Source organism: Rhodococcus sp. IEGM1428 (assembly GCF_050321865.1).
Taxonomy (GTDB): Bacteria; Actinomycetota; Actinomycetes; order Mycobacteriales; family Mycobacteriaceae; genus Rhodococcoides.
On record NZ_JBNQFW010000004.1, the window covers coordinates 430592 to 449072 of the forward strand.

18 protein-coding genes are annotated in these 18481 nt (G+C 65.5%); 9 read left to right on the plus strand and 9 right to left on the minus strand.

The window, feature by feature from the left end; translation table 11 throughout:
* Positions 1-149 precede the first annotated feature (149 nt).
* The gene (locus tag ACQR3T_RS20265; RefSeq protein ID WP_032379055.1) at positions 150-521 is read left to right on the plus strand and encodes an Rv2175c family DNA-binding protein; all 372 of its coding nucleotides are present in this window, start codon (positions 150-152) and stop codon (positions 519-521) included.
* Here ACQR3T_RS20265 and ACQR3T_RS20270 read toward each other — a convergent pair.
* A complete protein-coding gene (locus tag ACQR3T_RS20270; protein WP_428694632.1) occupies positions 518-1483 on the minus strand; it encodes a phytoene/squalene synthase family protein in 966 nt (321 codons plus the stop codon). The genes ACQR3T_RS20265 and ACQR3T_RS20270 overlap by 4 nt on opposite strands.
* A 10-nt stretch (positions 1484-1493) precedes the next feature.
* A complete protein-coding gene (locus ACQR3T_RS20275; RefSeq protein ID WP_155293244.1) occupies positions 1494-3050 on the minus strand; it encodes an alpha-(1->6)-mannopyranosyltransferase A in 1557 nt (518 codons plus the stop codon).
* Here ACQR3T_RS20275 and ACQR3T_RS20280 point away from each other — a divergent pair.
* Positions 3040-3189 (plus strand): hypothetical protein, encoded by a 150-nt coding sequence (locus tag ACQR3T_RS20280; protein WP_242459187.1) that lies wholly within the window; start codon positions 3040-3042, stop codon positions 3187-3189. The genes ACQR3T_RS20275 and ACQR3T_RS20280 overlap by 11 nt on opposite strands.
* Positions 3190-3296: 107 nt before the next feature.
* Here ACQR3T_RS20280 and crtI read toward each other — a convergent pair whose 3' ends face one another.
* Both crtI and ACQR3T_RS20290 read right to left on the minus strand, forming a co-directional pair.
* Positions 3297-4880 carry a phytoene desaturase family protein gene (crtI, locus tag ACQR3T_RS20285; RefSeq protein ID WP_428694633.1) on the minus strand — a complete coding sequence of 528 codons (1584 nt, stop codon included), beginning with the start codon at positions 4878-4880 and terminating at the stop codon, positions 3297-3299.
* A gap of 11 nt (positions 4881-4891) precedes the next feature.
* Complete coding sequence (locus ACQR3T_RS20290; protein ID WP_428694724.1) at positions 4892-6013, minus strand: polyprenyl synthetase family protein; 1122 nt, start codon at positions 6011-6013, stop codon at positions 4892-4894.
* A 185-nt stretch (positions 6014-6198) separates the two neighbouring features.
* Between ACQR3T_RS20290 and metF the strand changes: the two genes are divergently transcribed.
* Positions 6199-7125, plus strand: coding sequence for a methylenetetrahydrofolate reductase [NAD(P)H] (metF, locus tag ACQR3T_RS20295; protein WP_428694634.1), 927 nt, complete (start codon positions 6199-6201; stop codon positions 7123-7125).
* 5 nt (positions 7126-7130) lie between these two features.
* Here the strand turns inward: metF and ACQR3T_RS20300 are convergent, their stop codons facing one another.
* Genes ACQR3T_RS20300 through ACQR3T_RS20320 form a run of 5 tightly spaced genes read right to left on the minus strand, consistent with a single transcriptional unit; the run spans position 7131 to position 12164 of the window.
* Complete coding sequence (locus ACQR3T_RS20300) at positions 7131-8300, minus strand: glycosyltransferase (RefSeq protein ID WP_428694635.1); 1170 nt, start codon at positions 8298-8300, stop codon at positions 7131-7133.
* Complete coding sequence (locus tag ACQR3T_RS20305) at positions 8297-9052, minus strand: LppM family (lipo)protein (RefSeq protein WP_179278358.1); 756 nt, start codon at positions 9050-9052, stop codon at positions 8297-8299. The genes ACQR3T_RS20300 and ACQR3T_RS20305 overlap by 4 nt, the downstream gene beginning before the upstream one ends.
* Positions 9053-9079: 27 nt before the next feature.
* Positions 9080-9937, minus strand: coding sequence for a carotenoid biosynthesis protein (locus ACQR3T_RS20310; RefSeq protein ID WP_428694636.1), 858 nt, complete (start codon positions 9935-9937; stop codon positions 9080-9082).
* A complete protein-coding gene (locus ACQR3T_RS20315; protein ID WP_428694637.1) occupies positions 9934-11541 on the minus strand; it encodes a phytoene desaturase family protein in 1608 nt (535 codons plus the stop codon). The genes ACQR3T_RS20310 and ACQR3T_RS20315 overlap by 4 nt, the downstream gene beginning before the upstream one ends.
* Positions 11542-11546: 5 nt before the next feature.
* On the minus strand, positions 11547-12164 hold the full coding sequence (locus tag ACQR3T_RS20320) for a GNAT family N-acetyltransferase (RefSeq protein ID WP_428694638.1): 618 nt from the start codon (positions 12162-12164) through the stop codon (positions 11547-11549).
* Positions 12165-12361: 197 nt separating this feature from the next.
* Between ACQR3T_RS20320 and ACQR3T_RS20325 the strand changes: the two genes are divergently transcribed.
* From ACQR3T_RS20325 to ACQR3T_RS20350, 6 genes are all read left to right on the plus strand, one after another.
* Positions 12362-12817, plus strand: a complete 456-nt coding sequence (locus ACQR3T_RS20325) for an SAV_6107 family HEPN domain-containing protein (RefSeq protein WP_032403945.1) — start codon at positions 12362-12364, stop codon at positions 12815-12817.
* 227 nt (positions 12818-13044) lie between these two features.
* Positions 13045-13482, plus strand: coding sequence for a DUF3040 domain-containing protein (locus ACQR3T_RS20330; protein ID WP_428694639.1), 438 nt, complete (start codon positions 13045-13047; stop codon positions 13480-13482).
* A 519-nt stretch (positions 13483-14001) separates the two neighbouring features.
* Positions 14002-14433, plus strand: a complete 432-nt coding sequence (gene mraZ / locus ACQR3T_RS20335; protein ID WP_027497352.1) for a division/cell wall cluster transcriptional repressor MraZ — start codon at positions 14002-14004, stop codon at positions 14431-14433.
* Between the two features lie 219 nt (positions 14434-14652).
* Positions 14653-15684: a 16S rRNA (cytosine(1402)-N(4))-methyltransferase RsmH gene (gene rsmH, locus ACQR3T_RS20340; protein ID WP_037177468.1), complete on the plus strand. Its 1032-nt coding sequence runs from the start codon at positions 14653-14655 to the stop codon at positions 15682-15684.
* Positions 15681-16487: a hypothetical protein gene (locus ACQR3T_RS20345; RefSeq protein ID WP_428694640.1), complete on the plus strand. Its 807-nt coding sequence runs from the start codon at positions 15681-15683 to the stop codon at positions 16485-16487. The genes rsmH and ACQR3T_RS20345 overlap by 4 nt, the downstream gene beginning before the upstream one ends.
* Positions 16484-18340 (plus strand): peptidoglycan D,D-transpeptidase FtsI family protein, encoded by a 1857-nt coding sequence (locus tag ACQR3T_RS20350; RefSeq protein ID WP_428694641.1) that lies wholly within the window; start codon positions 16484-16486, stop codon positions 18338-18340. Before ACQR3T_RS20345 ends, ACQR3T_RS20350 begins: the two co-directional genes overlap by 4 nt.
* The last annotated feature ends 141 nt before the right edge of the window (positions 18341-18481 follow it).

An 18481-nucleotide genomic window follows, 5' to 3' on the forward strand; every position in this document is an offset into this window, starting at 1 on the left:
TGTCCGCTTCGGTACCGGACCTCTTCTGTGCGGAACTACGACGCCGATCGTATCGGTGTGTCGACCGGCCATCGGCGATCGTGTCGTGCTGTCCCTGTCGGGTCTGCCGTTTTTGAAGTCTGGACGCCGGACCCGTTAACGTTACCTGCGTGAGTGCCATTCCCTATGCCGACGACGTGCTCGATCCGTCGGTGTCTTTGCTGCAGTTCGCCGACGTCGCGAAGATCCTCGACGTTCCCAAGACCCGCGTCGAGCAGCTCGTTCGAGATCGCCAGCTGCTGGCTCTGAAGCGTTCGCGTGTGCCCGGCGTTCCCGAGCAATTCCTCGACGCGAGGACGGGCACCATCGTCAAGGGCCTGCCCGGCTTGTTGGCCGTGCTGCACGACGGCGGCTACGAGGACGAAGAGATCCTGCGGTGGCTGTTCACCGAAGACGAGAGCTTGCCCGGTGCGCCCGTGGCCGCACTGCACGGTGACCTGATGCGCGAAGTGATCAGGCGCGCACAGGCCATGGCCTTCTAGCGAACGGTCGCACGCTTGAAGCCGGTGACCGCGAACTGTGGAAGTGCGATTCGAGCTCGAGTCCACTGCGGCACCGTCGCCCGCTGGGAGAGCACTCGGTAGCCCTGCGATTCGACCTCGTCCAGAATCCGGCCGTAGAGGATCGACGCCGTACGCATCGACGGACGCACTCGCGGGTCGAGCATGTCGATACCGGCATCGGACGTGCGATAGATCGAGCGGGTGACGGCGATGAGGTGGGCGAGAGCTCGGGTGACCCGGGCATCGACGCTGCCGGTCGTGCGACACCACCGGAGCAGTTCTTCGTCGACTCCGAAGGCAGCCAGCTCGTCGGTGGGGAGATAGATTCGATCGCGATCGAGGTCCTCGCCCATGTCCCGAATGAAGTTCGTCAGCTGGAACGCCTCGCCCAGTGCTGCGGCAGAAGGCTCGGCCTCGGACCGTTCGACGACGGTTCCCAGGATCGGCAACATCTGCAGTCCGATGACCGCAGCGGAGCCGTACATGTACTCGCGCAGTTGCTCCATAGTTCGGTAGCGCGAGACGAACACATCGCTGCCCGGGATGTCCATGCGCATCGAGTGCATGAACGCGACGAAGTAGTCGTGCTGAATGTCGTACCGCAACACGGTGTCGCACAGTGCGCTCAGTACCTGGTCGGTCACGCTGTGCGGCAACGGCTTTCCGGCCAAGGCGTCGCGCACTCGGGATTCGATCGCGTCGAGCTCGACGATGCGGCGAGCATTGAGCTCGTCCGATCCGACGGCGATGTCGGTGCCTTCGAGGTCGACTATGTCGTCGACCATGCGGGCGAATCCGTACAGCGCGTGCACTGCAGCGCGCTTGTCTGTCGGCAGCAGGCGGGTGGCGAGGAAGTAGGTCTTACCGTGCTGGGCGTTGAGCTCGCGACAGATTCGGTACGCCTCGTGCAGCGCCGGATCGATGCCGTCCAGTTCCTTCATCGCGGGAGTCTCATGAGGTGGACTCGTCTCCGGATGGTTCGGGTGCGGTGTTCTTGGGCGCGTTCGGCACGGCACGGTGTTCCCTGGATCGGTCCGATCGTAAACGCAGCGGGTCGACGCGCGTCAACGCGAGGGCGGCAACCACGGCCGCGATGACGGCCAGTGCCACGTGCACGATGTTGTACAGGCCGATGGCACCGTCGGGTTGAAAGACGAGCATGAGCCATGTCGACAGACCGGTCAGGACCATGAGCGTCGTTCGAGACAGTGCGAAGCCGGCGGCGATCGCCAGCGGCCAGGAGTAGTACCAGGGCAGGGCAGCGGGGGAGAGAACGACCGTGGCGACGAGGGCGATCAGGATGCCCTTGACGGCGTTTCGCTCGGACTTGCGGCCCCACCACCAGGCCGCAGCGAGAATGACCACCAGGGCGATCGAGCACAGCAGCCGCATGACGTAGAGAACCGGGTCCAGACGAAGATCGAGGAACCAGGAGGTACCGACGGTCACCAGGTGCGCGAGAATCGTGGGCAGCGAAAGCCAGTTGATGATCTTCGCCGATCCCGAGAGCGCTGTCAGCCACCCGATTCCCACTCCGGCGACCAGCGAAGAGACCGCGAACACCGCAACGAAGACCGCGGCTCCGATACCCGCGGTCTTCGTGAACACCAGCACCGGCGAGGGCGGCGTTCGACCTTCGGCGCGGGCCTTGTCCCGTACGTGCAACATCCAGATCCAGACCAGGAAGGGCAGTGCCAGGCCCGCGGTCGCCTTGATCGCCACCGCGATCGCCACCAGCGCGATGCCGGCCACGTGGCGATGTTCGAGGGCCAACACGATGCCGGCCGTCATCAGGCCGACCATGAGCAACTCGTTGTGCACCCCGCCGATCAGGTGGATCAGGACCAAGGGGTTGAGAACCGCGAGCCACACAGCGGTGGTCGCGCGGCCGCCGAGGTGCTTGGCCAGCCGCGGAACCGCCCACATCATCAGCGCCAGACCGGGGAGCATGGTCAGGCGCAGGAGCATGGTCCCCGCGATGACGTTGTCGCCCGTCAACGTGGTGATACCGCGCCCGAGTAGCAGGAACAAGGGGCCGTAGGGGGCCGTCGTCGTGGTCCAGACATTGCTGACGTTGTCGAGCAGAACCCCCGGATTGGCAACGGGGCCAACGCCGTACGGATCGAAACCGTCACGGAGCAGGGCACCCTGAGCCAGGTAGGAGTAGGCGTCGCGGCTGAACATCGGTACCGACAGCAACAACGGTGCCGTCCATGCCGGAACGATCCACCTGAGCTCGCCGACCGTGGTGCGTCCGTGCAGGGTCGCTCGCCCGAGCCGGACCCAGGCGGTGATCATCAGCAGTACGCCGACCCAGACGATGATGGTCGACAGTACGAATCCGTGGCCGAATCGCAGCCACGACAGGTGCATCTCCTCGAGCAGCGGATCGCGTCGGCGCACGCTACCTGCGCCGAACCCGCCGAACGTGATGCAGACGGCCCCGACAACACCGAGGATTGCCGCTTTGCCCTCCGGGCTGCGCAGAAAGTTTCCCGTGGCGGTCATTCTCGACGGTCGTGGTGAGGTCGAGGACGCAGAGGCGTCGTCCGACGATCGATCCTCGGAGGTGGAGTGCGACGAAATCGAAGACATTGCCGCCTACTCCTCCTCTGCAACGAATTTGTTGTTCGCGATCTACATCTGAAGCCGATGCGTTTCGCCCGACGCCGAACGATCATGGTCGCAGCAATGAACGCGACCGGCAAACGATCGCGTTCAGCTTAGTTGGTCCGTGCAGTGAATCGAACGAAGCTACCGCCCCGAGCGTCCTGCCACCCGCTCGGCGGCGAGCTTTCCCGACACCAGAACCGTCGGAACGCCCACACCCGGCGTCGTACCGGAGCCGGCGAGAACCACGTTGTCGAGTCCGGCGACCATGTTCTTGCGTCGGAACGGCCCGGTCTGACGGAACACGTGAGCGGACGAGAACGGCGATCCTTCGATCATGCCCTTCTGCGCCCAGGTCTCGGGTGTGTCGATGTGGTCGAGAACGAATCCGTCCAGGACTCCCGCGTACCCGCGACCCTCCATCGTCGTCAGTATTTCGCGGAGATAGGGGTGCGCCAATTCCGCCCACGCCAGCGGGGCGCTGTCCAGATTGGGACACGGTGCCAATATCGACACCGGCTCACTGCGAACACCGCTGCGCACCACTTCGAGGTTCGGATCGCTCACCGAAGGCCGGGTGATGAGCAACGAGGGATCGGCCATCAACGATCCCTTGCCCGCCTTGGCGGTGATCCTCCGGAACGTCTCGGCCCATTCGTCGCCGAAGTCGATGGTGTGATGCGCGCGAGCGGGCCACTTGGCGGTCTGTTCGACGGGAACGGTTCCGTGCGCGACGACCGCCGACGGTGAGACGACGCCGTAGCCGTTGCGCCTGCCCTTCTTCGACACCGACGCCCGGTCCAGGAGTCGATCGACCACGGGCAGGTCGGCGGTGAGAACGAGTGCGTCGCAGGCGATTCGATGGCCGGTTGCGGTCAGCACGGAGTCGGCACGCCCGCGGTCGACGGTGATGTCGACGATCTCGGTGCCGAGGTCGAGTGTTCCGCCCGCGGTGACGAACGCGTCGGCCATGGCCCTGGCGATGGCCGCCATGCCGCCCTCGGGGAAGAAGACGCCGAGCGAGGTGTCCATGTGTGCGATGGCCCCGTAGACCGCCAGAGCCTTCTGCGGTGCCATGCCTGCGTAGAGCGCTTGAAAGGTGAAGACGCGGCGCAGCCGGGTGTCTTCGAGGAAGCTGTCGACACGCGGTCCGAGTCTGCCGAAGCCGCCCAGCTTGATCAGCGTGGCGGTGTCGCGAACGGCGGCCTTGGAACCCACGAGATCGAGCGGGGAATCGAAGTTCGAGTCGATGTACCGGTCGAACTCGGCATCGAAGATGTCGGCCAGCCACCGACGCAGGTTGCGGTATCCCTGCGCCTCGGCGGGCCCACAGGTCCGTTCGACCTCGGCCGCCATCGCCTCCGGGTCCGAGTAGACGTCGATCGACGTACCGTCGGCGTACCGCGTGTGATACGAGGGCGACAGCGCCCTGAGCCGGATCTGCGGCGTCGTCGACTCGAAATCGGCACCCACCGCGGCCAGTGCCTCCAGCACCAGGTTCGGCATGGTCAACACGCTTGCGCCGTTGTCGATGTCGTACAGATGCGAACCGTCGGTGTCGGACACCGGATACACCCCGACCCGGCCGCCCACGGTCTCGTCTCGTTCGACGATGGTGACCTTCTTGCCTGCTCCGAGTAGATGCAGACCGGCAGCCAATCCAGCCAATCCGGCTCCCACCACCACGACCCGGTCGGTGGGTCCGGCGACCGTGCGAATCGAAGACATGACGCTCACTTTCAGTACTGCCGCTTGATTGCGGCGGTTGCCATGGCGCGCAGATGCGCGGCGGCAGCCGGCTCGATCGAACTGTTGTCGAGGGTCGCCACCGCCCGAGCACCGAGCTCGTCGATCTGCCGTTCGACGGCGTCGACTGCTCCGAGTTCGACCAGAATCGAACGAATGTCGGCCACTGCCTCGGCATCGAGTTCGGTTCCGAGGCTGGCCCGGATCGTGGCTGCAAGATCGGGACGGTTCTCGTCGGCGTGCTTCAGCGCCGACGCGATGAGCACGGTGCGCTTGCCTTCGGTGATGTCGTCGCCCGATGGTTTGCCGGTCACCTCGGGATCGCCGAACACTCCGAGCAGGTCGTCCCGCAACTGGAACGCGATCCCGATATCGGCCCCGAAGCTGCGATAGGCGGCGATCAGGTCCTCGTCGGCATCCGCCAGAACTGCGCCGAGGTGCAGCGGTCGTTCCACCGTGTACGCGGCGGTCTTGAAGCGATTGACCCGCATGGCAGCCGCCACCCCCTCGTCCGTGCCTGCTTCGGCCTCGATGTCGAGGAGTTGACCACCCAGGACCTCGGTGCGCATGGCCGACCACACCGGCTGGACCCGGCATGCCGCGTCGTTGTCGATGCCCGATTCGCGGAGTAGATCGTCGGCCCAGCACAGGGCGAGATCACCGACGAGAATGGCCGCCGACTCGCCGAAGTGGTTCGAGGAGCCGGACCAGCCCGCGTCCCGATGCCGTTGGGCGAAGCCGACGTGCACGGTCGGAAAGCCTCGCCGTGTGCTGGACGAATCGATGATGTCGTCGTGGATCAGGGCACAGGCCTGAATCAGTTCGAGAGCCGAGCAGGCGCGAAGCACTGCGTCGGATCGCGGACCGGTGGGTTCGCCACCCGCACCGAGCCATGCCGTCCAGGCGAACGCGGGGCGCATGCGCTTGCCGCCGCGCAGCACGAACGCTTCGAGATCTGCCACGGCTGCGGGGTAGCCACCGCCGACGGTGTCGACGACCTCGCGGCGCGTGGCGAAGAACTCGGCGAGCTTCGCGTCCACGGCAGCACGCAGCGCCTCCGGTCCTATTGCATCGGTGGGGGTGTCGACGACGGGCGAAGACGAGTCTCCGGACAGGGCGATCCTCCAAGGTTGCTGTGTGTTGCGTGGGTACCGATCACCACAGTAATGGCCGCCGAACGACCGCACCGACGGGCAGCGAACATCTTTCGACAGGGATGCCCGACGGGTGTCGCCGGGCCGCAACCTATGATCTTCGGGTGAACGAAGAATCCGTCAGGGGGCGGTCCAGTCGAGGATTCGTGACGAGAACTCCGTCCATCGTCGACCGACTGCGGACGGAACCCGAGGCCAGAATCCCGTTCTCGGTGGAGTTCTCGCCCCCGCGCGATGCCGCGGCCGAGGCCAGATTGTGGCGCGCAGTTCGTGAGTTCGAGCAACTGCAACCGGCGTTCGTGTCGATGACGTACGGAGCCGGAGGCTCCACCCGCGATCGAACGGTGCGCGTCACCGGGCAGATCGCCGAGGAGACCACGCTGCTGCCGGTGGCGCATCTCACTGCTGTCTCGCACAGTGTCGACGAGTTGCGGTCGATGGTCGGGTCCTACGCCGACCGCGGCATCACCAACATCCTCGTGCTGCGTGGAGATCCGCCGGGAGATCCGCTCGGTGACTGGGAGAAGCATCCGGACGGAGTCGAGTATGCGGAGGAACTCGTTCGGTTGGTGCGCGATCTCGGTGACTTCCACGTCGGAGTGGCGTCGTTCCCCGAAGGACACCACCGCGCCGACGACCTCGAACAGGACACCAGGTGCCTGGTCGGCAAGCTCCGTGCTGGGGCCGAGTACTCGATCACCCAGATGTTCTTCGATGTGGACGATTATCTGCGTCTGCGCGATCGGGTGTCTGCGTACGATGCTGAGCAGGGTGCAAAGCCGATCATTCCCGAGATCATGCCCATCACCTCACTCCGGTCGGTTCGCCGGATGCTCGAGCTCTCGGGCACCACGCTGCCGTCCTCCCTGGACGAGAAGTTCACTCGCGCAGCCGGATCCGGGCCCGAGGAGGACCGCGCCGCCGTCCGAGAGGTGGGCATCGAACTCGCCACGAACATCGGCGAGCGGCTGATCTCCGAAGGTGCACCCGGATTGCACTTCATCACGTTGAACTTTGCCCGCGCCACCCGTGAGGTGTTGTGCAACCTGGGTCTCGCGCCCGCGCGGGTGTAGCCGCGTCAGCGTTGCGGTGAGGGCGACGGACGTGACTTCCACGTCAACGATCCTCGTCGCCTGCGAACGTGGGATTCCGCGACGAGTCCGGTGAAGGCGAGAATCGACACCGGATGCAGCGCAGCGTCTACCACGTCGTCGACGCCGAACCGCGGTCCCGATTCGCGTCGACGCGCGGCCATTCGAGACACGGTGCCCGCGAGGTATCCGGCCCAGCCGAGGCGACGCACCGATCCCGAAGCCGTGAGTGCCGCTATCGGCGGCACCAGGTAGATCGCGGCCGACGCCAGTGTTGCGGTGGCCGAACCGACCGGGCCGCCGAACTCGTTCCACAGCCACCGGCTGTACCCGGACCGCAGGTCGACAACCGACTGGTACATCCGGCAGCTGACGAACCCCGCTCCCGACACCACCACCGTCGACATGCGTTGCCGGCGCAGGGTGCGCGCCAGATCGAGATCCTCCGTTGGGCTGGCCGCGACGCAGCCGTGGCCCCCGATTGCGCGATACGCGGCGGCGTCGAATGCCATGAACTGACCACACGCTACTGCCATCGAGGGCAGCAGAATCGAGTTGGCCAACGGCACGGGAAGAGTGGACATCCAGGACCAGGCGAGCAGCGGTTGAACGAGTCGCTCGGCGACACTGCCGACCAGCTGTTCGGGCCACGGGCACAGCAGCGCCGCAGCGTGCTGTCGTAGCGTCCCCGCCGCGGCCGCCACGGCATCGGGCGCGAGTCGCACGTCGGCGTCGACGAACATGATCAGCGACGCCTGTGCGTCGCCTTCGTCGGCCAGTCTCGCCAGCTCGGCGCAGGCGGCGGCCTTGCCGGTCCAGCCGGCCGGGGGAGCGGCATCGGAGGTCACGACGCGAATTCTCGGGTCACCGGCGGCGGCCGTGCGGGCAGCCGACGCCGTTCCATCGCTCGAGTCGTCGTCGAGGACGATGACGTGCAGATCGGTGCACGATCGCTGACGGGTGAGATCGCCGATCAACAAGGGCAGTGTCGCTACCTCGTTGCGGGCGGGAATGCAGACGACGATGCGTTCTGCGATGTCCCGATCCGGAGTGCGCAAGCCGGGCGTGAAGCGCGCATTGAGCAGCGACACTGCGGCCGACGCCGTTGCCAGGACGGCAGCGGTAGCCGTCGTTCGTGCGAGGAGTCGGTAGGTCACACCGACGTTCTGTCGGTCGGACTGTCCGCCTCGGGTCCTCGCGGCTGCCGATTGCGCAGCGGTGGGTTGCGCGAGACCCAGGCCATGGCTCCGATGATGGCCGCGACGCCGACGGTCACACCACCGACGATGCCCGCCCAGCCGGCGAAGCTTCTGGTGTTGGGATCGGGGTAGTTGACCTCGGCGCGCACCGACGTCACTTCGCCTGCTGGCAACTTCCAGGAGATGGAGTTGTCGCTCTCGCGGGTGCCGTTCGTGGTTCCGATGCGGGCAGGGAATGCAATGGTGAACTGCACGTCCGAACCTTGAGCCGGAACCGAGGACAGGTCCGCGTTGCCCGCCAAGGTGACGGTGTCACCCGATCGCTGCAGCTCCAGCTGGAACGATCCGGCGGCGTTCTGGAAGATGGAGCCGAGCGTCTGCACATCGCCGAACGAGAGATCGTCGAAAATGGCCTGTGAGCCGACGTATCCGTCCTGGTTGTACGGCTCGACCCGCACCTTGTCCTCGATCGAGGACGGAACCACCAGCTCCGGGCCGGTATCGGAGTCCGAGGTCGGCACGCTGGCCGCCACGATCTGGCCCGCCACCCGGTCGTTCGCCGACACCCCCATCGTGACCTGTACCCGCAGGCACCCAGCCAGCAGCGGCGCGACCAGCAGCGCCAGTGCGACCACCGAGAGAATTCTGCGGCGATGGGTTCGGTGAGATGTTCGCGATGTCGACTGCACAGCGACATCGTGCCAGGGCATCGAGCCGATGTCAGTCGGCAGGGGTTGTCAGCGAGGCGTGTCGGTACCGAGACCGGAGACTGCTGCGCGCGATCGTGGGCGACGCTCGCGGCCACCGATCCACACCAGCGGTACGCCGACCGCGCCCATCACCAGGAACCCGTACACCGCCGAGAATCGAAGTTCCGGACCGTCGAGGAATACGGCATGCGCGAGCGCCGACCCCAGCCACGTCCACAGGAACAGCCCGATCGGTACTGCATCGTCGAGCGGTTGCAGCCGGGTGTCGGACGGGCGAACGCCTCCGATGGCACGGTCGAGCGACTCCACGACTGCCGCCATCAGCGTCGCCACCACGAGCCAGCCGAGGTAGTTGGTCAGCGGGATGGACGGCACCCCTGGCAGGCCGACGGCACCGGCCGTCCACGTCCATTGGCCGTCGGTGACCATCTGCGGATCGAGATAGAGGTCCCAGCCGACCATGCCCACCGCTACCGCCGCGATCCGGAGGCCGGCGGCGCGGACCTGTGTCGTGTCGAGACGGCGAACGACGTAGGTCACCGCGCACCAGATCGGGTAGAAACCGGCCGTCCAGGCCAGCGGGACCACCACGGGCACCTCGAACAGACTGGGACCCAAGCGATTCTGTGCGTAGAAGTATTCGCCGAAAGGGATGCCGGTGGCGGTGCCCACCAGTTCGGAGGCGAAACCGGTGCCTGCCGTCACGAGGACCAGAACGGTTGCCCACACCGCACCTCGGTGCAGCACGGCATGCAGGATCGATGCGAGTGCCAGCAACGCGACCACAGCAACCGTCACCGCGTCTCGGGTCGAGCCCGACACCAGTGGGTACACGATCTGGCAGCCGACAGCAGCGACCGCCACGACGATCGGTGCGATCCTCATACTCGCCTCCTCCGGAAGAACTCGCGACGGCGTCCGGCGCGGGCGTCGGCGATCGCGATTCGTGCGGCCGACCGACCACTGGCTGCGGTCACCCCGCCACCGGGATGGGTGGATGCGCCGGTGAGATACAGCCCGTCCGCGCCCGGGACTCGATGACCCGCCAGTTGTGGGTGCGGCCGCCACATCATCATCTGGTCGAGTGACATGTCCAGGTGCATGATGTTGCCTCCGATCAGCCCGAGTTCACGCTCGATATCGGGCGGAGACTGGACGTGTCGATCCAGCACTGCACCGGCGAACCCGGGTGCGTACCGATCCATTTCGGCCACGATCCGGTCCGCCTCGAACTCGGCCAACGAGCGTTCGCCCGGAACGTCCGAACGCCATTTTCTGCCGTCGGCGAGAGTGTGCGGATGCCACTGCGACCACAGCGAGATCTGATGCTGTCCCGGCGGCGCGATGGTGGGGTCGATGGCACTGAACGACATTCCCAGCACGGCCGGAGTCGGCGGTAGATCACCGGCGAGTGCATGGCCGTGCGCGAGGCGCAGCTGGCTGCGATCGCGCACCAGCAGTGCAAGGCCGTGGGTGCCGTCCTCGATTCGGTCGGCACTGGGATACACCGGAAGGGCGTCGGTGGCCAACCGGACCGCAGTACCGAGTCCCGGACCCACCCGAATCGTGCTGCGCCACCGAGCGATCTGCGCCGCGTCGTGCCCACCGTAGGCGAGCAGGTCGAGCGTGGTCAGGATGTGACAACCGGCAACGACCACACGGCTTGCGATCTCCCGACCCGACACGGTCGTGGTGGTCCAGCCGTGCGGCCGGCGTACGAGCGAGGTCACGGCGTCGCCGAGAGTGAGTTCGGCCCCGTCCCGCTGCAACCGGGCGATCATCGCCTCGGTCAGCGCACCACTGCCACCGACGGCGCGGCCGGGCGGAAGGGTGTGCATGAGAGCGGCGAAACCGACCATCGGGGCGGTACCCGGCTCGGACATCGGCGGCCCCGACTGAGCACCGAACCATGCCAGCGCGGCCTTGAGGCGTTCGCTCGAGAACATCTCGTCCAGCAACGAATCGCCGGTGGCGAGAAATTCGCGGGAGAGCATGCTGCCCCCGTCCGGAGCCCCGAGACCCCAGAAGGAACGGAGTAGCTTCGCCCCGGTCGGCGGCCCGCCGAACGCGCGCATGGTTCGTTCGCTACGGGGACCCCAGACCGAGACGAACGTGCGGTAGGCGCGGGCGTCCGCGGCCCCGCACGCGGCGGCGATGGAGTCGCAGGTGCGATCGAGATCGCGATGGAAGACGAGGGCGCGCTCGTCGGTGTCGACGGCTCCCGGTGCGAACGCCCAGGGATCGCAGTCGATGTAGCGCAGGCCGAACTGTGCGAGGTCGAGCTCCTCGACGATGCCGGTGTGGCGAATCATGATGTGTGCCGACGAACCGCGATCCACTCGATGTCCGGGAAAGCGCTCCACGGTGGATACTGCGCCACCGGCAATGGTGTCGCGTTCGAGAACCTCGACAGACCACCCGGCATCGGTCAGGTAGCAGGCAGAGGTCAGGGCATTGTGGCCGGAGCCCACCACCACAGCGTCGATCACATCTTTCAGGCTACTGGCCCGTCCAGCGGCAACCGGCGACCCAGGACGGCGAAGGGCCGTCGATCGCCCGCGAACCTGAAGTCCCGCAGCACGTCCTCAAAGCCCAGCCGCCGATAGAGCCGCCAGGCTCGATTGTCCTCTCGCGCCACCTCGGGTGTGGACAACATCACGTTGTCCGCGCTGACACCGTCGAGCAACCGACGGCACAGTTGCCCGCCGAGGCCATATCCCTGAGCGCTCGGGAGGACGTGGAGCTCGGTCAGCTCGAAGTAGTTCCCCAACGCGTTCTCGACGCTGTGCGGAGGGTGCCCCGAGCGGCGCAATCCGTCACGAACCTGTTGATGCCACCACTGATGGGGTGCACCGTGGTAGCCGTAGGCAACTGCGACCAGTGAATCGGGCTGGTTCGGGTCGGAGTTCGGGAGCAGCGCTCCCACCGCTCGCCAACCCGGACGATGCAGATGTTCGCTCCACATCGGTGCCCGGCTCTGCTCGGTTCCGCGTGGGTAACCCATGGCTTCGACGTAGATCGACAGTGCTTCGAGCAGCCGCGGGCGGAATTCCGGGGGCGTCAGATCGACCAGGTACGGCGTTGTCCGCGCATCGGTGACGACTGTCCTCAACCTTTCTTCGGAAACTTGTCGGTGGGCACAGCTATATTGAAAAGCGTCGAACGGGTGTTCGATGATCGGGGCCGAGTGCGCCGGTGGTTTCGACTCGAATCAGGGGGTCGAATACTCCGGAGTTCGACTGTAAGGCTTCGTCACGGTTCCGGGCGCGTCAGGTACGCACCGGAGATTCGAACTGGAGGTGTTCGAGTATGACGATCACGAAGGCATTCGATGCCGGCGTGCGGTCGCCGGTGCCGCGTCAGGCCCGGGTTCTGCTCGGTCGGGCCGATGCTCTGTTGTCCGAGTCCATCGGGGAGAGCGATGCGGGTGATCGGTTTCTCGGAAGCTACGCCGCGGCGCTCAAAGGAGCGGCGGCAGTACTGGCGTCGTTGCCGAACTCGATCGGTGCCCGCCCGCGCTCGCGCAACGCGTGGGTGCTGATGGCGAAGGCAGCACCCGAACTCGCGGTCTGGTCGGATTACTTCGCATCGTTCTCGGCCACCCGCGCCGCGGTCGAAGCGGGCGCATCGAGCACGATCGCCGATCTCGATGCCGACGATTTCTATCGGCACGTGAGTCGTTTCTTGAACTCGGTCGACGATCGACTCGGCGGTCAGTCGCGGTTCGCCTCCGTCGATCCGATGGCCACACCGTTGTCGGCGTAGCTCACCGAGCTGGTCGACGGGTGTGAACTGCCACGTCACACGGTGTTCGACGGCAGTTTCCGGGACGCCCGTCTCGAAAACTTCGGCGTTTCTCAGGAACACATCGTGCGAGTAGGTGGTAAGCAGCGGATTCAGCTCGTATCATCGTCACTAGGTAGCCGCCAAGGTCAGCTTCCCGTCGTTTCGCAACAGAAACGACCTTCAATATCAGTGCAGGGGGAGGTACCGTGCCACTCTCCGAGCACGAGCAGCGCATGCTCGATCAGATCGAGAGCGCTCTCTACGCCGAGGATCCCAAGTTCGCGTCTCATGTGAGGGGCGGCCGCGTTCGCGCGGCGTCGAGCAGGAGGCGCTTTCAGGCTGCCGCGCTGTTCGTCGTGGGACTCGTGTTGCTCGTCGCCGGTGTTGCTTTGTCGACGAACAGCTTGGCTTTTCTCGTCGTCAGTCTCATCGGCTTTTTGTTCATGTTCGGTGCCGGGGCACTGTTCCTGTTCGGCGGCTCCAAGAAGGGAGCCGCAGCGGCGCCGGACGAAGGTGGCACAACCAACAGTGCTGCCGAGGCCTCCGGTCGTGGTTCCGGACAGAAGTCGAAGGGTGGCCGCAAAGGCGGCAGCTTCACCTCTCGCATGGAAGACCGGTTCCGTAAGAGGTTCGAGCAGGACTGAGTCGTCCGGGTTCCGAACAACCCGCCCGAGATCGGTTCGCTCCCACAACTTCACACGTCACGCACAGCAGCACCTCACCTTCGGGTGGGGTGCTGTTGTCGTTTCCGCCGTGATCGGACCACGTGCCGCGGCCGCCTCGGCCGAGCCGACGTTGGACGCCCGGTGTGGATGGTCGTAGCCGGGCGCATGTCGGGCCGCCTCCCCACTTCGCCCCACGGTCAGCAAAAGTCCCCACTTTTCCCCACCTGAGCCCCACTGGGTGCTTAGAGGCGACGCTTCTCCGCCGCCCGGTGGTGTGAAAAGCCTGGTCATGCCTCTGGGCCGGAGGAGTCTGGGTGCCCGGCGTCGGATCGTGGCGACTCTCCATGATCGGGTGCTGACCGGTAATTCCAGCAGTCTTGCTGTAGCTGAGCTGCGGAAATGTGTAATTGTCCAAAGTTTTCACGCTGCGAATGGTTCGAAGTGGGGGAGAGTGGGGTAAAGTGGTCCGCAGCGGAGAGTCGAGGCTGGAGGTGGCGAGTGTTTCTCGGTACCTACACGCCGAAGCTCGACGACAAGGGTCGACTGACGTTGCCGGCCAAGTTTCGGGACGCGCTTGCAGGAGGTGTCATGGTGAGCAAGGGGCAGGATTTCAGCCTCGCGGTCTACACCGCGGCAGACTTCGCGGAGCGGTCTCGGAAGCTGACGGCGGCGTCTCGTGCCAACCCGAAAGCCCGCGCCTACGTTCGTCAGTTCTTTTCGGGAACTGACGAGCAGCGGCCGGACGGACAGGGGCGCATCACCATCAGCCCAGAGCACCGTCGCTACGCGGGACTCGAACGTAACTGCGTCGTGATCGGTTCGATGGATTTCATCGAAATCTGGAACGACGAAGCATGGGCCCGTTACTCCGCTGAAAACGAACAGGACTTCTCCGACGCATTCGACGAATCCCTCGGAGGAATCTTGTAACCCGCCCAGGTCGCCTGCGAGTGCAGCGAGGCCTCTGCCCGATCAGAACCCTGACGTTCTTCCCCAACGCCAGGTTTCGCAGATCAGGACCCTGACGTTCTTCCCCAACGCCAGGTTCCTTATCGGACAGGGACCTCGAAGCATTCGCACCGGCGTCCGTGGGCAACCCGCACGGCCCGGACCCGGGCGAGACGTACGTACGCACGACCGGGAGGAACCATGACGGAGGGCGACGGGCAGGACGAGAGCGCATCGTCCGCAGACCGACCCGATCGTCGATCCGCAGGTCCGCTGCACGTGCCGGTTCGACTCGGCCGCGCCGACGAATTACTCGGCCCCGCACTCGATTCCGCAGACGGCACCCGCGTCATGATCGACGCGACCCTGGGACTCGGCGGTCATGCCGAACACTTCCTGCGAACCTATCCACACCTGCACCTCATCGGACTCGATCGCGATCCCGATGCACTTCGACTCGCCGGATCCCGGTTGGCCCCGTTCGCCGATCGAATCACGTTGGTACACACAACGTACGACGGTATCGCCGAGGCGCTCGACCAAGCCGGCTTGCCGGCACTCGATTCCGTGCACGCCATTCTGTTCGATCTCGGAGTGTCGTCGATGCAGCTGGACGAGTCCGATCGCGGGTTCGCCTACTCCGTCGATGCGCCACTGGACATGCGGATGAATCCGACGGTGGGCATCACTGCTGCCGACGTGCTCAATACCTACTCGCACGGTGACATCGCGCGGGTGCTCAGCACCTACGGCGAGGAGCGGTTCGCCGGCAAGATCGCCTCCGCTGTTCTGCGACGACGTGAGCACACGCCGTTCACCACGAGTGGTCCGTTGGTCGAGCTGCTCTACGCCGCAATCCCGGCCGCGACGCGGCGCACCGGTGGACACCCGGCCAAGCGCACGTTTCAGGCCCTGCGTATCGAGGTCAACGGCGAGCTGGACTCGCTGAAGTCTGCGGTGCCCGCCGGGCTCGAGGCCTTGGCTGTGGGGGGCCGGGTGGTCTTCATGTCGTATCAGTCGCTCGAAGACCGAGTCGTCAAGCAGGAGTTGGCCCCTCGGATCAAGTCCCGTAGCCCCGAGGGGCTGCCGGTCGAGCTTCCCGGAATGGGTCCGGAGTTTCGGCTCCTGACCAGAGGTGCCGAGCGTGCCTCGGATGAAGAAATCGACGTCAACCCACGCTCGGCTCCGGTGAGATTGCGCGCCGCCGAACGGATTGCAAGGAGAGCGGAATGACGGTTCCAGGCACAACCGTTGGAACACAACGCAATCGGGTTCCCCTGGTACGCCCTGAACGAACGGGTAAGGGCGGTGGACGATCCGGTGCCGCTCTTCGTGCGTACGAGCGCAGGCAGCAGCGCGCCTCGATTCACACGTCGGACTCCGCTCGTGGTTCCGGCACTCGTCGGTCGATCGACGGAGGCGCTATCGCTGCGCGAATTCCGTTCGTCGCCTTGATCATCGGCTTGCTCGCCCTCGGGCTCGGTTTGACGCTGTTGCTCACCACACGGTCTGCAGGCGACTCCTACGACCTCAGCGCCGCCAAGGCCGTCAACACCGAGCTTGCCCAGCAACGGGCCTCGCTGCAGAAGGACGTCGAGTTGGCGGAATCCGCGCCCGAGTTGGCACGTAAAGCCGCCGAGCTCGGAATGGTTCCGGCCAAGAATCCTGCGCGCTTGATCGTCGCGCCCGACGGTGGCGTGCAGGTCGTGGGTACCCCGGCTCCGGCCGACGGTGCGCCGGTTGCTCCGCTCGATCCGGTGGCTCCCGCCGCTGCAGGCGAGGGCACCGTCCCCACAGCGGGATCACAGTCGCAGCAACAGACACCGCGCAGCGCGTCGCAGCCCAACCGGACCTCGGGCACGGTCGATACTCGTGCCGCCACGCCGAGTGCAAGCAATGGCGCTGGAAACGTAGCTCTTCCTGAACAATTCATTCCCATGAGCATCCCCTCGCTCGAGACACCGTCGGCCGAAGCACCGTCGTCCGCTACCGCTGTGGCTCCGGCCACCGAAGAAGCCGCGGGTGACGGGCAGTGACCAGGCCTACGCCTGCTCCGAGTCGACGGCCACCGAGCCGAAAGCGTCTCGACTCGTCCACCTTTCGGTTCCGTCACGGAACCGGCAGAATTCTGATGTACGTGGCGCTGGCCGTCGCGGCAGCGCAATTGCTGTGGATTCAGGGTTTCGACGGTCCGAGACTGTCGGCCGAGTCGGCGTCGCAGCGCACCACCACAGTTGTCGATCCCGCGATCCGCGGGTCGATTCTCGATCGCAACGGCAATCCGATCGCCTTCACGATGGAGGCGAAAGCGCTGACGTTCCAGCCGGTTCGGGTTCGTAAGGAACTCGACGAGGCGAGGGCGAAAGATCCCACTGCGCCGGAGACCGAGCAGTACCTCGAGGACATCGCCGCGCGCATCCACAACGATCTCGGCGACGTGATTAGCGAGAAGGATCTGCTCGCGAAACTGAAGAGCAACGACGAATTCACCTACCTGGCACGGGGTGTGGACGCCTCCGTGGCGTCGAAGATCAGTGCGGATTTCAAGCAGGTCGGGCTGGAGCGTCAGGACATTCGGGAGTATCCGGGCGGATCTCTGGCCGCCAACATCGTCGGTGCCACCGGTTGGGACGGACACGGTCTGCTCGGCCTGGAGGATTCGCTCGACGCGACTTTGGCCGGAACCGACGGTTCGCAGACCTACGACCGTGGGTCCGACGGTGCCGTCATTCCCGGTAGCTGGCGCGACAAGCAGCCTGCAGTCAACGGTTCCAGCGTCGAACTGACCATCGATGCAGACCTTCAGTACTACGTGCAGCAGCAGGTGCAGTTGGCGAAGGACCTGTCCGGAGCCAAGAATGCGTCTGCCTACGTGCAGGATTCACGCACCGGTGAAGTGCTGGCGATGTCGAACGACAACACCTTCAATGCCGGGATCGGTGTCGGTAACAACGAGCGCACCAAGGAGATGGGCAATCTACCCGTCACCACCCCGTTCGAGCCGGGTTCGGTGAACAAGATCATCACGGCGGCTGCGGCCATCGAATACGGACTCACCACCCCGGACGAGGTGTTGCAGGTTCCGGGCAGCATCTTCATGTCCGGTGTGTCGGTCAAGGATGCGTGGGACCACGGTGTCGCGCCGTACACCACGACCGGTGTGTTCGGTAAGTCCTCCAACGTCGGCACGCTGATGCTGGCGCAACGCGTCGGCGAGGACCGATACGCCGACATGCTCAGCAGGTTCGGCCTCGGCCAACGCAGTGATGTCGGTCTGCCCAACGAGAGCGCCGGAAGCGTGCCCAGTCGGGATCAATGGTCGGGCGGCACGTTCGCCAACCTTCCCATCGGTCAGGGCCTGTCGATGACGCTGCTGCAGATGACCGGGATGTACCAGGCGATTGCCAACGACGGCGTGCGCATCCCCCCACGCATCGTCGAGGCGACGGTGGACGCGAACGGTCAGCGGACCGAGACCCAGCGGCCGGACGGGGTGTACGTCGTCAGCCCCGATACCGCGAAGACGGTTCGCAACATGTTCCGTTCCGTCACCCAGGACGACACGGGTAACCAGCGCGGGACGGGAGTGGCAGCAGGCGTCGAGGGCTACCAGATCAGTGGTAAGACCGGTACGGCGCAGCAGGTCGATCCGGAATGCAAGTGCTACTCCAACTCGAACTACTGGATCACGTTCGCGGGTATCGCACCCGCCGACGATCCTCGCTACGTGATCGGCATCATGCTCGACGCCCCGACACGCAGCGCCGACGGCTCGGGCGGTCAGTCGGCAGCCCCTCTGTTCCACAACATCGCCAGCTGGATGCTGCAGCGGGACAGCGTGCCCATGTCGGCAGACCCCGGACCCAAGCTGGTTCTGCAGGCAGACTGAGTTCCGAACCCGCCGGTTCTTCGAGTCGGGGCGGCAACATCGCGATCCCGGTCGCCGGTAATCTGACACATCGGTTCGGGCGCGTTCGTTCGGCCGCCGCCGCGGCGTGATCGAGCCGGGGCAGGCGCGCGCCCTGCAGTA

Bases quoted from the DNA above. Each gene is read 5' to 3' on its own strand.
- ACQR3T_RS20270 (WP_428694632.1), bottom strand. From the start codon at position 1,483: ATGAAGGAACTGGACGGCATCGATCCGGCGCTGCACGAGGCGTACCGA.
- ACQR3T_RS20275 (WP_155293244.1), bottom strand. From the start codon at position 3,050: ATGACCGCCACGGGAAACTTTCTGCGCAGCCCGGAGGGCAAAGCGGCA.
- crtI (WP_428694633.1), bottom strand. From the start codon at position 4,880: ATGTCTTCGATTCGCACGGTCGCCGGACCCACCGACCGGGTCGTGGTG.
- ACQR3T_RS20305 (WP_179278358.1), bottom strand. From the start codon at position 9,052: ATGCCCTGGCACGATGTCGCTGTGCAGTCGACATCGCGAACATCTCAC.
- ACQR3T_RS20310 (WP_428694636.1), bottom strand. From the start codon at position 9,937: ATGAGGATCGCACCGATCGTCGTGGCGGTCGCTGCTGTCGGCTGCCAG.
- ACQR3T_RS20325 (WP_032403945.1), top strand. From the start codon at position 12,362: ATGACGATCACGAAGGCATTCGATGCCGGCGTGCGGTCGCCGGTGCCG.
- rsmH (WP_037177468.1), top strand. From the start codon at position 14,653: ATGACGGAGGGCGACGGGCAGGACGAGAGCGCATCGTCCGCAGACCGA.
- ACQR3T_RS20345 (WP_428694640.1), top strand. From the start codon at position 15,681: ATGACGGTTCCAGGCACAACCGTTGGAACACAACGCAATCGGGTTCCC.